A 14,226-nucleotide genomic window follows, 5' to 3' on the forward strand; every position below is an offset into this window, starting at 1 on the left:
GGGCTAAACCCGGGCCCGTTTCACTTCTTCTTTTTCTTCTTCGCCTTGCCTTTAGCCTTGGCCTTCTTCTGCGCCGCCTGCTTGGCGCGCACGCTTTCGATTTCCGCCGGCAGTTCGCGCTGCAGCAGGGCGAGAAACTCCGTCACCGGCTTGCTGTCGATCGGCTTGCCGTCCAGCGTCGTCGCGGTGACCCGGGTGGTGGTGCGCTTGATCGTGTCCGACAGCAGCACCGACTTGGTCAGCGCCATGAACGCGACTCCGCGATAACGCAGGCTGTAGAGATCCATGATCTGCGCCCGGCCTTCGTACTCGACGCCGTGCGTGCGCACCGCGATCTGGCCTAGCGCGTTCCAGGTGTCGAGTTTGTCGGCCTCGATCAGGAACTCGCCGGGCGTGACGCTCGGCGGCAGCGGTGCTTCGATCGGCAGCGTCTTCTCGGGCGTCCGTTCATTCGGACCGGTGCGGCAAGCGGCGAGGGACAACGCGAGCAGGCACAGGCAGGCGAGTTTTCTGGGCATGGCGCGGCATCCATCGAAGCAGGCATCTTGTTTGCGCCTTCGTCCGTGAACGCGGGCCGAAGGCGGGCGGCGGCGCATCCGGCGGGGAGCGAGGCGGCGACGATGCGAGCCTAATCGATCGACGACCGGCATGCCTGTGGCATGCATTCACGAATCCGAGACAGTCAATCGGGAGCGAGTCCGGCATCTCCGCCGGCTCAAGACCGGCTGCTATGATCCGCGCGGGGATGCGGGGGCATCGGACGCCGAGCACAGGCGTGAGTCCGACCGCGACTTGGCCGACCCCGGGCCGAATCTTCGAACGAGAGACTGTATGAGCAAGGACGTTCTGTTTTCCCTGATGTGGTTCGTGGCCGCGACGGCGTCGCCGTATGCGATGGCCCAGGATCGGGCAGAGACCGAGGGCCGGGAAGCCGCCGCGGCCGCCGCCGAAGCAGCGGCCGCCGCCGCCGAGGCTGCCAGGGCGCACGCGACCGCCGCTGCCGAAGCCAGCAATGCGGCGAGCGCGCCCAGCGTGCCGAAGTTGAACATCCGCTGGGATTGCGGCGAGTGCGAGCGCAACGACAAGGTGCCGCCGCTGATCGAGCAGGCCTACGCCGAGCAAGCCAGCGAACATTCGCTCAGCGTGTCTGAGACCGACGTGGCCGAAGTCGCGATCATCGACATCCGCCAGCGCCCGCCCGGCGTGCGGGTGATGTTCGGGATCATGGCCGGCCGCGATCGTCTCGGACTGCGAGTGCGGCATGCCGGCAAGGAATTCGAAGTCTCCGACACTTCGGCCAATATCGTCATGGGGCTCAACCACCTGTCGGCGTCGGTCGGCAAGAGCCTGTTCGAGGAACTGACGGCGGCGACGGATAAATAAGTGCCGCCGCAACCCTTCGGATCATGATGATCGGCCATCGATGAATCGAACGAACGAAGGGCTCCCACGGGAGCCCTTCGTTTTGGCGCGTTATCGGTGGCTGCCTCCGCTTCGTCGACTCGCCGGCACTCAACGCGTCGGTCGAATGCTCGACGCGGCCCCGATCAATGCCCGGTTTCGAACACGCCGGCGCCGATCAGTTCGCGCACGATGGATTCGATCGCCTGTTGGCCTTTGACCGAGTTGCCGGCTTCATCGAGCGGCGGAGCGAAGGTGGCGATGGCGAATTTGCCGGGCGCGACCGCGACGATGCCGCCGCCGACGCCGGACTTGGCCGGCAGGCCGACGTTCCAGGTCCAGGCGCCGGTGGTTTCGTACAGGCCGGTGGTCGACATCACCGCGAGCGTCCGCTCGGCGGTGTCCGAAGCGACGATGCGTTTGCCGGTGAGCGGGTTGCTGCCGCCGTTGGCCAGGGTCGCCCCCATCACCGCGAGGTCCTTGGCGGTGACGTTGATCGAGCACTGGCGGGTGTACAGGTCGAGCGCGACTTCCGGATCGCCATCGAGCGTACCGTAGCCCTTCAGCAGGCGCGCGATAGCGCGGTTGTGTTCGTTGCTGCTGGCTTCGGATTCATAGACGACCTGGTTGAGGCTGAGCGTGCGGCCGGCGTAGTCGTTCATCAGCTGCGAGATCGTCGCCCAGCGCGCCGCCGGTTCGGCCGGTTCGATCCAGCTGTCGATGGCGATCGCGCCGGCGTTGACCAGGGGGTTCATCGCCGGCTTGGTCTGGGCGTGCGCTTCCAGCGCCAGGATGGAGTTGAACGGCATGCCGGTCTGGTTGACGCCGATCTTGTCTTCGAGCCACTGCTCGCCTTTCTTCTCGATCACCCACGAGGCAGCGAAGGGCTTGGAGACCGATTCGATGGCGAACTCGACGCCGGCATCGCCGACCGTGTAGACCTTGCCTTGCACCGTGACCACGGCGATGCCGAACAAGCCCGACGGCACTTGCGCGAGGGCCGGGATGTAGTCGGCGTTCTTGCCCGCGGTGTTGTCCTTGGCCGCGGCATAGGCCTTGTCGATCGCGGCCTTGATCCGCGCCTGCGACGGAATCTCGGTCGCGGCCTGTGCCGACCATGGCCCGATCAGCAAGACCAGCGCGCAGACCAGCGCGGTGCGGGTGCGGCGGGCGTGCGGTGCGGGGCGAACGTAAGCGGTCATGCGGCTTCCTTGGGCTGAGCGATCGGAACGCGTCGACGCGGAGCAGGCGGCTCGGTCGACGCGTAGACGGTGCGGGAGGGCGCGCCTCGCGCTTGCGGGCACGAGCCGGGGCCGCGCGGGCTGGGCACAGGGTAGACGAACCGATGGGCCATCGCGCGCTCGATCTTGCGATGCCGCGCCGACGACCACAGCGACGCCCCGACCTCAGCCACCGGGTCGGGGCGCTCACGGCAACGCGGGGCGCTCAGGCCACCGCCGCGGCCACCGTGTCCTGCTCGGGCGTGGACAGCATTTCCTTTTCGTAGCGTTGCATCAGCCGGTACAGGCGCTCGGCCGTGTCGACGATCTGCGCATCGGTGTATTGCGCTGGCAGCGTCGGGATCGGCGTCGGGAAACTGGCATCGGTGATCAGCAGATTGGTCAGTTCGCAGCCGTCGTGTTCCAGGTCGTAAAGCTCCCACTGATCGGCCTCGGTGCCGCTCGGATCCCAATAGCGCGCCAGCTTCCACTCGCCCGAACGCACGCAGCGCACATGATTGGGCTGGCGCACCGGCCCCGGGGCGAGCTGCGGCACCGGGCCGTTATAGGGCAGCGGGCTGCTGCCGTCGCGCACCACCTCGACCATCTCGAGGAAGGTCTTGAACTCGCGGTCGGAATGCAGCTGATGCGGGTCGAGATGGCCGCGCAGACGCTCGGTGATCTCATCGTCGGTGGCGAACAGGATGCCTTCGCGCGGACGACCGTCGGGTTCCTTCGGTACGGTTTCGCGGCCGTGGATCACCGCGCTCAGGTCGACGCCGGGGAACGGCGGCACCGGGCGGGTTTCGCGCAGGGTTTCGCGGATCTGCGCGACTTCTGCCTCGCGCACGCCGGCCAGGCCGAGCAGGGTCGGCACGATGTCGACATGGCTGGTCAGCGCATCGATCTGGCGCATGTCGGCATGCGCATTGACCCGCGGCGAGTGGATCACCACCGGCACGTGTAGGGCTTCCTGATAAGCCGTATGCCATTTCTCGATCATGTAGCCGTGCGCGGCGCCGTACTCGCCGTGGTCGGCCAGGAACACGACGATGGTGTTGTCGCGCTGTCCGGACTCGTCGAGCGCATCCAACACCCGCTTGATGTGGCCGTCGACCAAGTGTTGCAGCCAGGCGTAGTACTGGACGAAGCGCAGCGCGGCCTGCTCGGGGTCGCGGGTCAACTGGAAAGGAATGCCCGCGGCGAGTGCGGCGTTGACCGCGTCGAGGCCGGCCTGGTCCTGTGCGGCGAGCCCGCTCTTGGCGGCGAGGGCCAGCCCCATCTTGTAGGCGTAGTCGAACTGGCAACTCGGCTTGTTGGCCAGCGCCTCGTCCAGGCTCGGCGGCACGTTCGCGTTGTCCTGCGGAAAGCCCCGCGGATTCAGTTCGAGCTGCAGGCTGCCGGCGGTCGGCGGATTGCTGCGCGTGCCTTGCGCCGGCACCGGCAGCGGGCCGAGCGGCGGTGCGTTCGGATCGAGCCCGCGCGGCAAACCCGGATAGGTGGCGATGTCGTGCGGATTGGCGAACGAAGCGACCGCGAGCCAGGGCTTCGGATCGGTGCTCGGGTCGGGCGCGAGCGGATGGCTCTGATCGTGCTGCGCGAGTTTGCGGTTGTACGGCAGGCCCAGGCCCTGGCCGCGCAGGAAGCCGCAGACCAGGTCGCAGAAGCCGATATCGCGGTAGGCGCCGAGGTTGTTGATGCTGGAACCGTGCGGTTCCGGCCAGGACAGCTCCCAGTCGTCGAATCCGTAGTCTTGCAGGCTGTGGTCGGGCGGATTGCTGACGTGCCACTTGCCGAAGTAGTGGGTCTTGTAGCCGGCGCCGCGGAACCAGTGGCCGAGCGTCGGGATGCCGTCGGCGGCCAGCCAGGGAAATGCCGCGGCATCGCCGTTCTTGAACAATCCATCGGTCTGGGTCACGCCGGTGCGCGCGCCGTATTGCCCGGTCATCAGCGCGGTGCGGCTGGGGATGCAGGCCGATGATGCGATGGTGTGACGGCGCAGCACCACCGAGTGCTGACGCAGCGACCACAGCCCGGGAAAGAAATCGCGGTAGGGGTTGTCGGCCTTGGGTTCGCCCTGGAAACCGACGATCTCCTTCAGGCCCGGCGCGAAGCCGCCCTCTGGGCCATAAGCGAAACGCGGGAAACGCAACTGGTCGACCAGAATGACGAGCAGGTTCGGCTGGCCGGGCGGGGTAGGTGGGGTAGGCGATTGGGGCATGGCGTCCTCATGGCGCTTGCGGATGGCGGGAGGGACGCCCGGGTCGGTTCGATGCGAGCGGTCGCGCGCTGCGGCGGCGACATAAGCAACAGACGCGGCTCACGGTCCACGGCGGCCACCGCGCGCTCTATCGCCCTGGGGAGTGTGGCGCCGGTCACAACATCACCGTCTTGGCGGCTTGGCTCCATGCAGAGATACGACACGGCCTGCACGGGCCAAGCGAACAGTTTCGCTACAGCTTCGGATGTGCCGACGGACGATCATGCGCGGCCCTCTGCGGCGTCGACGCGGTCGTCGCCAGGCTCGACTCGCGCAGGACGATCGATAGACTTGGCGACCGACGCTGCGCCGGGGGGCGTGCGTCTACTCAGCGAACAGGATCATTGCGATGTCCGGAATCGAAACCGCCCGCCTGCGTACGGCGCTGGCGGCTGCGTTATTGTTGACCCTCTGCCAAAACACGGCCCAGGCCGACGTCGCGCCGGCGACCACGGCAACGCAACCCAAGCCGGCAGCGCCGGACACCGCCCCCGCCTGGCGGCGTTTGAACACCGAAGCGTTCCCGCGCAAGCAGGACGACATCTATTTCGCCGATCGTTCGACCGGCTGGTACGGCAACGGCAAGGGCCTGGTCTACCGGACCCGCGATGGCGGCGAGACCTGGACCAAACAGTGGGAGCAGCCCGGCACCTTCGTGCGCGCGCTCGGTTTCGTCGACGCCGACGTCGGCATTCTCGGCAACATCGGTCCGGACTCGTTCCCGGGCGCGACCGATGCGTTGCCGCTGTATCGCACCACCGACGGCGGCGCGAGCTGGGCACCGGTCGAGCGCATCGAGGGCCCGGCGCCGCTCGGCATCTGCGCGATCGACGTCCTGCACAGCGAATACATCAATGCCGGCGTGCTCGACCGGCGCACGACCCTGCGCGCCGGCGGTCGTGTCGGCGGGCCGGCGTTCCTGGCCACCTCGCGCGATCTAGGGCGCACCTGGACCTCGGTTGATATGAGCGCGCACACGGCGATGATCCTCGACGTCAAATTCGTCAACGAACAGGTCGGCTTCATCGCCGGCGCCAGTCATTCCGACGTCGCCCAGTCGCATGCGCGCATTCTCAAGACCCGCGACGGCGGACGCAGCTGGCACGCGGTGTACGAGAGCCGGCGCCCTTACGAAATCACCTGGAAGATGTCGTTCCCGTCCGAGCGGGTCGGTTACGTCACCGTGCAGAACTACGACCCCGACACCGCGGTCGTGCAACGCTATGTGGCCAAGACCGTCGACGGCGGCGAGACCTGGAGCGAGCTGCCGTTGGTCGCCGACCACAAGGTCAGGGAATTCGGCATCGGCTTCGTCGACGAACGGCACGGCTGGGTCGGCGCCACGCCGAACGGTTTCGAGACCCGCGACGGCGGCCAGACCTGGACGCCCGGCCAGTTCGGCGCCACCAGCAACAAGTTCCGCATCGTGCGCGACGCGAAGGGCACCAGCGTGTTCGCGATCGGGCCGGAGGTCTACAAGCTCGACTTGCCTGCGGCTGCTCGCTGAGCCAGGGTAGGAGCGGCGTCCTGCTGGATTTCCTGCGGTCACAAGCCGCGACCGCGCCGTCTCAACCTCGCGGCGCTCCTGGCCGTGGCCCCTGTAGGAGCGGCGTCCCACTGGATTTCCTCCGGTCATAAGCCGCGATCGCGTCCTGTCGTGCTCCGGCGTCTGCGGCCGTAGGACAGAGAAGCAACATCAAGAGCAAAGCTTCCGTCCGCTGACGCGGCCGGGTTACTTTCTTTTGCCAAGCCTAAAAGTCCGTCTGGATTCCCTTCGGTCAAAGCTGACTAAAGGGAGGGCTCTCCTTGCAAGGGCACAAGCCACGAGTGCGATGCGCACGCCGGGATTTTTCGATAGGACATCCCTGTCCTATCGCGCCATTCCCCTTGAAAGCCGGGCGCACGTCCTGTGCGCCGCCCTTCGGGTCTACGGGCGTTCTCGCGAGCTCGGTGCGACGCCAAGCCGTTTGAAGCAACGGCAACCGCGTACCGCTTTGGGGTAGGAGCGGCGCGAGCCGCGACCGCGAACCACGGCGCGCTTCGCAAGCGATGCGGGCGAGTCGAATGCGATCGATGGCGATGCGCGTTCTCTGGTAGGGCCAACGCCCTCTCGCGAACACAACGCGTACAAATCTAGGTCGAGAGTCATGCTCATGCCGGCCGATCCGGCATGGGATGATGCCGGTCACGCGACACGTGGATGCACAGCAGCCATCTGCGTCGCGACTTCGATCATTGCGTCCGCGTCGACCGGCCACGGTCTGCGCGGGCGCTACCGCCCAGACTTTCGACAGGATTCCCTGCGATGTTGCGACCGCTCGCCCTTTGCCTTGCGCTGTCTTCCTTGCTGGCGCTGCCGGCGACCACGCGCGCCGCGAACGCGGCCCTGGTCGATTCCTTCGACTTGGCCGTTCCGCAGGCGCCGACACCGGTGACGCAGGAAGGGCGGCAGCGGTTGTATTACGAAGTGCACCTGAGCAGCTTCAGCGAAGTGGAACTGGCGGTGGACGAGCTGCGCGTGATCGACGATGCCAGCGGCGCGGTGATCCAGCGTTTCGCCGGCAAGGACCTTGCCGACCGCTCCCGCGTCATCGGTCGCGCCGGTGCCAGCCTGGCGGCCTTGCGGCCGGGCGAGCGCGGCGTGATCTATCTCGAACTCGACGTCGGCACGCGCGTGCCGCGCAAGCTGCGGCATGCGCTGAGCTTCCGCCGGCTCGCCGCGGCCGCGGCGAACTCGGTCGAAGGTGCGCGCGTCGAGGTCGGCCAGCCTGCGCCGGTATTGCTCGGGCCGCCCCTGCGCGGCGGCCCCTGGGTCGCGATCCATTCGCCGGATTGGCCGCGCGGCCATCGCCGCGTGTTCTACACCATGGACGGACGCGCGCGGCTGCCGGGCCGGCATGCGGTCGACTGGGTGAAGGTCGATGCATCCGGGAAGACCATCAACGGCGACCCCGACCTGGTGACGAGCAACCTGGGTTACGGCGCCGAGGTGCTCGCGGTGGCCGATGCGCGGGTCGCGGCGGTGCGCGACGACGCCGTCGAGGCCGCACGCGTCTCCGCCAACCCGAAACACGATTTCGACGAAGCGCCCGGCAACTACGTGGTGCTGGCGCTGGCCGACGGCCGCCACGTCGCTTACGAACACCTGAAGCCGGGCAGTCTCAAAGTGCGCGTGGGCGATAAGGTGCGCCGCGGCCAGACCATCGCCGCGCTCGGCTTCACCGGCGATGCGACCGGGCCGCATCTGCACTTCCACGTCGCCGACGGCACCACGCCCTTGTCGTCGGAAGGCCTGCCCTACGGCTTAAGCGGGTTCCGCGTGCTCGGACGCTACGAGCGCCTCGACCGGCTCGGCAAGGAGCCTTGGCAACCGCTGGCCGACGGCGTCGCCGCCGAGCGCAAGGGCGAGCAGCCGGGCTCGAACACGGTGATCGAATTTCCGCACTGAAACCTGTACGGACGCCGCGGGCGTTATCCTGACCGGCCTCGATCCGCGCACGAAGCCAAAAGTTGGGCGCGCGGATCGATTCCCGGCGGGACCACGACCCAGGCATGTCCGAATTCACCGTAGCGCCCTTGCTGAAGACGCCGACCGTCGCGGTCTGGGACTTGTGCTGTCCCGGCCACGGCGAGCATGCGCATGCCGAAGACTGCGTCGGCGCCACTCATCTGATGTTTCCCTACCGCGGCCTGTACGTGCGCCAGGTCGGCGAGGATGCGGCGGTGGCCGAGGCCGGACAGGTGCTGTTCTTCAATGCCGGCGAGGACGGCCGCATCGTGCATCCGGTGCCCGGCGGCGACGCCAGCCTGGCGGTGCGGGTCGACGAGGAGATGCTGCGCGAGCTGGCGCCGCCGGCGTTGTTGCGCGAAGGCGCGGCGCTGGCGTTCCGGCAGCCGCGCCTGCGCATCGACCCGCGCGCGCAGGCGCTGGTCGCGCTGCTGCGCCACAGCCTGCGCGAGAACATCGCCGAGTCGCTCGAAGCCGAGAGCCTGGCCCTGACCCTGGTGCAGCGCTCGCTTGGGCCGCGCACTTCGCATGCGGCCGGCGCCAGCCTCGGACGGCAGCGATTGGTCGATCGCACCAAGCTCGTCCTCGCCAGCGATCTGTCGCGGCGCTGGGCGCTGGATGAGATCGCCGCCGAGGTCGGGGTGTCGCCGGTATACCTGACCCAGGTGTTCAAGCAGGTCGAAGGCTTGCCGTTGTATCGCTACCAACTGCGTCTGCGCCTGGCGCGCGCGCTGGACCTGCTGGCGCAGTACGACGATTTGACCCAACTGAGCCTGGACCTGGGATTTTCCAGCCACAGCCATTTCAGCGCGGCGTTCCAGCAGGCCTACGGCCGCAGCCCGACCGAATTCCGCCAATCGGCTCTTCAGCGCTAAGGGCTCGGCAAGCGGGTGCGGCAAATCGCTAAAGATTCTGACAGCGGCCCGGCGGGCCCCGTGGCCTACTGAACCTGCCCGGCGTTCGGGCGATTCGGAGAAGCTGTCATGACGGAAAAAACCTGCGCGGCTTGCGATTGCCCGCTCGACGAGAACTCCTACCAGGTCAAGATCGGCGGCAAGGCGGTGGAAGTCTGCTGCGACGATTGCGCACGCAAGCTCAAGGAAGCCTACGGCTCCGCCGCGGCGCCGAGCCAGGGTTGATCATGGACGGCGATCTTTCCTCCCCCACCAAGGCCAGCGTGCAGACCCCGTCGGGCCGTATCGCCTACCGCGAGCAAGGCGCCGGCCCGGTCGCGCTGTTCGTCCACGGCGTGCTGCTCAACGGCCATCTGTGGCGGCACCAGCTCGCGCACTTGTCCGACCAGCGGCGCTGCATCGCGGTCGACCTGCTGGCGCACGGCGATACCGAGATCGCGCCAGGCCAGGACGTGTCGGTGACCGCGAATGCGCGCATGCTCGCCGAGTTTCTCGACGCTCTGGGCATCGATCGGGTCGACTTGGTCGGCAACGACAGCGGCGGCGGCATTGCGCAGATCTTCGCCGCACTGCATCCGCGGCGGGTGCGCAGCTTCGCCCTGACCAACTGCGATACCCACGACAACTGGCCGCCGGAAGCATTCAAGCCGTTCCTGGCGATGGCCGCCGGCGGCGGACTCGGCGATACGCTCAAGGCCATGCTTGCCGACAAGAGCGTGTACCGTTCGCCGCAGGCGCTGGGCCCGGCCTATGAAGACCCGCAGTCTTTGTCGGACGAGAGCATCGAGACTTATCTGCGCCCCCTGGTGCGCAGCGAACAGCGCACCGGCGACCTGCAGCGTTTCCTTGCCGCATTCGATAACGCCCACACCCTGGCCATCGAGCCTCAGCTCAAGCGCCTGCAGGCGCCGACCTTGATCGCCTGGGGCACCGACGACGTGTTCTTCCCGACGAAGTGGTCGCAGTGGCTGGCCGACGCGATTCCGGGCACGCGCAGGCGGGTCGAGTTCGAAGGCGCGCGCATCTTCTTTCCCGAAGAGCGTTGGGAAGCGTTCAACGAGGAATTGCGCGCGCACTGGCAGGCCAGCGCCTGAGCGGCGGCCTCGCTCGTCACCACCCGCCGTCGCGCCGGGCGGCACGACGGCGGGCAGAGGTGTCATCCGTGGTTCGCGCCGGAACGCTTAGCGCGGCTCGACCGGGCCGAACACCAGCCGCGCGACCGAGGCATGGATGGCATCGCGTCCGGGGCCGTCGAGGGTGGAGCCGGTCAGATAGCAGGTAAGCAGGATCGGCGCGCGTTCCGGCAGCCAGATGATCGCCAGGTCGTTGCTGGTGGTGTCGGCGGTGCCGGTCTTGTCGCCGACGCGCGCGCCCTTCGGCACCCCGGCGCGCAGGCGCTTGTCGCCGGTGCGGTTGGCGACCAGCCAGGCGGTAAGTTGTTTCTGCGAAGCCGGCTGCAGCCCGTCCTGCAGCAACAGCTTGCGCATGGTCGCCACCATCGCCAGCGGCGAGGTGGTGTCGCGCGGGTCGCCCGGGATGGCGCTATTGAGTTCCGGCTCCTTGCGGTCCAGGCGCGTGGTCGGATCGCCGATGCCGCGCAGGAACGTGGTCAAGCCGGCGGGGTTGCCGACCAAGGGCAACAACAGATTCGCCGCGGTGTTGTCGCTCAGCGTCATGGTCGCCTCGCACAACTGGGCGACGCTGGCGCTGGAACCGGCCAGCGGCTCGGTCACCGGCGAGTAGGCGATCAAGTCGCTCTTGGCGATGGGTATCTTCTTTTGCAGATCCAGCTTGCCGCGCTCGACCTCGCGCAGCACCGCTGCGGCGAGCAGGAACTTGAAGGTGCTGCACATCGGAAAGCGTTCGCGGCCGCGCCAATCGAAGTGCTGGCCGCTGCCGGTGTCGAGCATGCCGACGCCGAGCCGCCCGCCGCTGTTCTTTTCCAGTACGCGCAACTGCGCGCTCCAATGGCTGGTCGGCGCCGTGGCCGCAGTCTTGGCGAATGCGTTCAGATGGGGGCCGAGGCCGGCGGTCAGCAGCAGGCCGCTGGCGCAGTGCAGGAAGTCGCGTCGATGCATGGGGGTCTCCTTTGGGTCACCGATTATTGAAAGCGCGGCCGGCGCCGACAAACGAAGTTTTCTAAGGGCTGATACAAGATTTTCTTGCGGCGGCAGGGGACGAAGCGATATCGACCGATTTCGCCGATGGCCTGTGACGGAATCGCGAATGTTGCGCTGCGAGGTCGATGCACGGCGGTCGCGGCTCGCGCCGCTCCTGCCCACAGGATCGGCCATGGCGGCCATGAAATCGGCGCTTGCGTCATCCAGCGCTGCAAAACGGCGAGCTGCCCCTGTTCATCTGCAACCGATCGCGTGTCCCGCGCATCTACAGCGACTGGCCCCGGAGTCCGTCGCATGAATCCTTACGCCCAACTCATCCTCATCGCCTCGCTGACCGTCATCGTCGCCGCACCGATCCTGTTCGGGGCGGTCGGCGGGTGGCGCAGCCGTTCGGTGGCGTCCACAGCGGCAGCGAGCCCGGCCGGTCCATGGCGCTGGCAGCGCACGTTTCATTCCAGCCTGCTATACGCGCTGAGTTTCAGCCTGATCTTCTTCATCCAGGAGTTGTTCCTGGTCGTGCCCAAGGCATTGACCCCGGGATTGCGGGCAACGCTGTACCACAACAACCACAACTGGACCGGCGATAACCCGCTGGCCCATTTGTTCCAGGGTACCGGCGCGTTGGCGATCCTGTTGACCGCGTTGGGCTTCGTGGCCTGGCTCAAGCTACGCCCGCCGCGCACCGAAGCCGTGCGGCTGTTCGCGATCTGGATGGCCTTCCATGGATTCTTCCAGTCCTTGCCGCAGGTCGTGGTCGGCGCGGTCGTGCCGCAGAACGACGTCGGCATGGCCTTCGGCTATCTGCAGTTGGCCGATACCACCAAGCTCGTCGCCGGCCTGATCGCGCTGGTCGTCATCGCCGCCCTCGCGACCCGCTTCGCCGCACCTTTGCTGGCACTGGCGCGCGATCCGGCCGAGGTGGCCACGCCTGGGCGACGCAGCGGCTTCATGTTCCGCATGGCCACTTTGCCGGCGCTGCTCGCCTTGCCGCTGATCGTGGCGATGCGCGTCCCCGGCAGCCTCGACCAGGTCGCGATCGTGCCGGTCGCCGAGTTCGTGATCGGCGTGTTCTGGTTGCAGGGCTATGCCTGGTGCGTCCAGCCGCGGGGCGTCGGACAGGCCGAGCCCGCGTCCTCGATCTGGGGCGCGCTGTCGCTGGTGATAGCGCAGTTGCTGATCTTCCAGTTCGCGCTGCGGCCGGGCATCGCGTTCTATTGATGCGCCGGCCGCGTTTCACCGGCTAGCGGCCGCAGGCCGGGGCCTGCGCCGCTTGCGCGCCGGCCCTGCGCATGGGCGCGAAGATGGTCAGGCTCAGTGCGGCGAGCACGCACACGCCGATGCCGCCGTACCACAACACCCAGCCGAAGCCGTGAACCAGGGCCTCGCGCGCGACCGTCTGCGCATCGCCCGACAACGCCATGCTGTGCAACGCGCCGACATCGCCGGCCGCCACCCGTCCAGCCAGCGCTCGCAGCTGCGCGCCGTCGAGCGCGGCGCCGTACACCGAGCGCAGATGCGCGGCGATGCCGGCGACCAGGATCAAACCCATCAAGGCGATGTTGATCGCCAAGGTGATCAAGCGCGCGCTCATGTCGATGCCCGAGGCCATGCCGGTGCGCGATGCCGGCACCGAAGCGGTGGTGGTGTTGCTGACCGGCGTGTTGGTCAGGCCCAGGCCGCAGCCGGCCAACAGCGCGCCCGGCAGCATCGTCATCCAGCTCGCGTCGGCCATCGCGCTGCCGTAGCGCATCGCGATGAAGCCCAGGCCGATGGCGAACAACCCCAGCGGAATGATCCAGGCCGGCCGATAGCGCGCCGACCAGCGCTCGGCTAGCGGCGGCATCGCCAAGGTCGGCAGCGTGTACGCCAGCAAGGCCATGCCGGCAGTCACCGCGTCGTAGCCCAGTGCGCTCTGGAAGTAGATCGGCAGATAAATCATGAACGGCCAGAAGCTGAAGTTCATGCCGATGGAGCCCATGATCGCCCCGGAAAATTCGCGGATGCGGAACACGCCGAAATCGAACATCGGATGCGGGTGGCGCTTTTCCACCCACGCGAACGCGATCAGGCTCGATGCGGCGAACGCCAGCACGCTCAGCAAGATCGGATCGGCATAGCCCGATTCCGGCGCCTGGGTGATGTAATAGGTCAGTCCCAGAACGCCCAGCGATAAAGTCGACAAGCCGCCGACGTCCAGCCGATGCGACTGCGCCTCGCGCGATTCCTCCGCGCCTACTGCGATCATCGACCAGGTCAGCAGCGCCAGCGGGGCATGCACCAGGAACACCCAGTGCCAGTTCGACAGCGCGACGATCGCGCCGCCGATGATCGGGCCGAAACCCAGGCCGAACCCGAACACGATGCCGAACACTGCGAACGCGCGGCCGCGTTCGCGGCCGTCGCGGAACTGATGCGAGAGAATCGCGAACTGGCTGGTCAGCATCGCGCCGCCGGCCAGGCCTTGCAGGAAGCGTCCGCCGATCAGCACCGGCATGCTCTGGGCGAGGCCGCACAGCAGCGAGGTCAGGCCGAACGCGATCACGCTGATCACGAACACGCGCCGCCGCCCGTAGCGATCGGCCAAGGTGCCCGCCGCCATCAGCACGGTGGTGCAGGCGAGGGTGTAGGCGTTCATCACCCACTGCATGTCGCGCAGATCGCCGCGTAGCTGGCGTTCCAGCGTCGGCAGGATCACCGGCACGCTGGAGATTTCCAGGCCGAACATCAGCGCGGCCAGGCTGACCGCGGCGAGGGCGAGGCGGTTTTTGGCGGATCGGGACAGACTCATGACGGCAGACTCATT

12 protein-coding genes are annotated in these 14,226 nt (G+C 67.5%); 7 read left to right on the forward strand and 5 right to left on the reverse strand.

Going from position 1 to position 14,226, the window contains the following annotated elements; genetic code table 11:
* Positions 1–20: 20 nt before the first annotated feature.
* Positions 21–650: a hypothetical protein gene (locus GLA29479_RS13530; protein WP_144436515.1), complete on the reverse strand. Its 630-nt coding sequence runs from the start codon at positions 648–650 to the stop codon at positions 21–23.
* A 142-nt stretch (positions 651–792) separates the two neighbouring features.
* On the opposite strand from GLA29479_RS13530, the gene GLA29479_RS13535 reads away from it, so the two are divergent.
* Complete coding sequence (locus GLA29479_RS13535) at positions 793–1,383, forward strand: hypothetical protein (protein WP_144436516.1); 591 nt, start codon at positions 793–795, stop codon at positions 1,381–1,383.
* 164 nt (positions 1,384–1,547) lie between these two features.
* Here the strand turns inward: GLA29479_RS13535 and glsA are convergent, their stop codons facing one another.
* Together glsA and GLA29479_RS13545 are read right to left on the reverse strand one after the other, a co-directional pair.
* Positions 1,548–2,603: a glutaminase A gene (gene glsA, locus GLA29479_RS13540; protein ID WP_082638651.1), complete on the reverse strand. Its 1,056-nt coding sequence runs from the start codon at positions 2,601–2,603 to the stop codon at positions 1,548–1,550.
* A 244-nt stretch (positions 2,604–2,847) separates the two neighbouring features.
* Entirely contained in the window at positions 2,848–4,842 is a 1,995-nt protein-coding gene (locus tag GLA29479_RS13545; protein WP_057971906.1) for a sulfatase-like hydrolase/transferase, read from the reverse strand.
* A 388-nt stretch (positions 4,843–5,230) separates the two neighbouring features.
* Between GLA29479_RS13545 and GLA29479_RS13550 the strand changes: the two genes are divergently transcribed.
* From GLA29479_RS13550 to GLA29479_RS13565, 5 genes are all read left to right on the forward strand, one after another.
* Entirely contained in the window at positions 5,231–6,388 is a 1,158-nt protein-coding gene (locus GLA29479_RS13550) for a WD40/YVTN/BNR-like repeat-containing protein (protein WP_057971907.1), read from the forward strand.
* 798 nt (positions 6,389–7,186) lie between these two features.
* Positions 7,187–8,329 carry a M23 family metallopeptidase gene (locus GLA29479_RS13555; RefSeq protein WP_057971908.1) on the forward strand — a complete coding sequence of 381 codons (1,143 nt, stop codon included), beginning with the start codon at positions 7,187–7,189 and terminating at the stop codon, positions 8,327–8,329.
* A 104-nt stretch (positions 8,330–8,433) separates the two neighbouring features.
* The gene (locus GLA29479_RS13560) at positions 8,434–9,264 is read left to right on the forward strand and encodes a helix-turn-helix transcriptional regulator (RefSeq protein ID WP_057916733.1); all 831 of its coding nucleotides are present in this window, start codon (positions 8,434–8,436) and stop codon (positions 9,262–9,264) included.
* 108 nt (positions 9,265–9,372) lie between these two features.
* Entirely contained in the window at positions 9,373–9,528 is a 156-nt protein-coding gene (locus GLA29479_RS25325) for a hypothetical protein (protein WP_169795662.1), read from the forward strand.
* A 2-nt stretch (positions 9,529–9,530) separates the two neighbouring features.
* Positions 9,531–10,397: an alpha/beta fold hydrolase gene (locus tag GLA29479_RS13565; protein ID WP_057971909.1), complete on the forward strand. Its 867-nt coding sequence runs from the start codon at positions 9,531–9,533 to the stop codon at positions 10,395–10,397.
* Positions 10,398–10,484: 87 nt separating this feature from the next.
* Here GLA29479_RS13565 and bla read toward each other — a convergent pair whose 3' ends face one another.
* Positions 10,485–11,381, reverse strand: coding sequence for a class A beta-lactamase (bla, locus tag GLA29479_RS13570; protein ID WP_057971910.1), 897 nt, complete (start codon positions 11,379–11,381; stop codon positions 10,485–10,487).
* A 336-nt stretch (positions 11,382–11,717) separates the two neighbouring features.
* Between bla and GLA29479_RS13575 the strand changes: the two genes are divergently transcribed.
* Complete coding sequence (locus GLA29479_RS13575; protein WP_057971911.1) at positions 11,718–12,641, forward strand: hypothetical protein; 924 nt, start codon at positions 11,718–11,720, stop codon at positions 12,639–12,641.
* A 22-nt stretch (positions 12,642–12,663) separates the two neighbouring features.
* On the opposite strand, the gene GLA29479_RS13580 is transcribed toward GLA29479_RS13575, so the two are convergent.
* Positions 12,664–14,211 (reverse strand): MFS transporter, encoded by a 1,548-nt coding sequence (locus GLA29479_RS13580; RefSeq protein WP_057971912.1) that lies wholly within the window; start codon positions 14,209–14,211, stop codon positions 12,664–12,666.
* Between the last annotated feature and the right edge of the window lie 15 nt (positions 14,212–14,226).

It is taken from the genome of Lysobacter antibioticus, assembly GCF_001442535.1.
In the GTDB taxonomy this organism is placed as follows: Bacteria; Pseudomonadota; Gammaproteobacteria; order Xanthomonadales; family Xanthomonadaceae; genus Lysobacter; species Lysobacter antibioticus.

Bases quoted from the DNA above. Each gene is read 5' to 3' on its own strand.
- GLA29479_RS13545 (WP_057971906.1), bottom strand. From the start codon at position 4,842: ATGCCCCAATCGCCTACCCCACCTACCCCGCCCGGCCAGCCGAACCTG.
- GLA29479_RS13575 (WP_057971911.1), top strand. From the start codon at position 11,718: ATGAATCCTTACGCCCAACTCATCCTCATCGCCTCGCTGACCGTCATC.
- GLA29479_RS13560 (WP_057916733.1), top strand. From the start codon at position 8,434: ATGTCCGAATTCACCGTAGCGCCCTTGCTGAAGACGCCGACCGTCGCG.
- glsA (WP_082638651.1), bottom strand. From the start codon at position 2,603: ATGACCGCTTACGTTCGCCCCGCACCGCACGCCCGCCGCACCCGCACC.
- bla (WP_057971910.1), bottom strand. From the start codon at position 11,381: ATGCATCGACGCGACTTCCTGCACTGCGCCAGCGGCCTGCTGCTGACC.
- GLA29479_RS13565 (WP_057971909.1), top strand. From the start codon at position 9,531: ATGGACGGCGATCTTTCCTCCCCCACCAAGGCCAGCGTGCAGACCCCG.
- GLA29479_RS13580 (WP_057971912.1), bottom strand. From the start codon at position 14,211: ATGAGTCTGTCCCGATCCGCCAAAAACCGCCTCGCCCTCGCCGCGGTC.
- GLA29479_RS13555 (WP_057971908.1), top strand. From the start codon at position 7,187: ATGTTGCGACCGCTCGCCCTTTGCCTTGCGCTGTCTTCCTTGCTGGCG.
- GLA29479_RS13530 (WP_144436515.1), bottom strand. From the start codon at position 650: ATGCCGGTCGTCGATCGATTAGGCTCGCATCGTCGCCGCCTCGCTCCC.
- GLA29479_RS13550 (WP_057971907.1), top strand. From the start codon at position 5,231: ATGTCCGGAATCGAAACCGCCCGCCTGCGTACGGCGCTGGCGGCTGCG.
- GLA29479_RS25325 (WP_169795662.1), top strand. From the start codon at position 9,373: ATGACGGAAAAAACCTGCGCGGCTTGCGATTGCCCGCTCGACGAGAAC.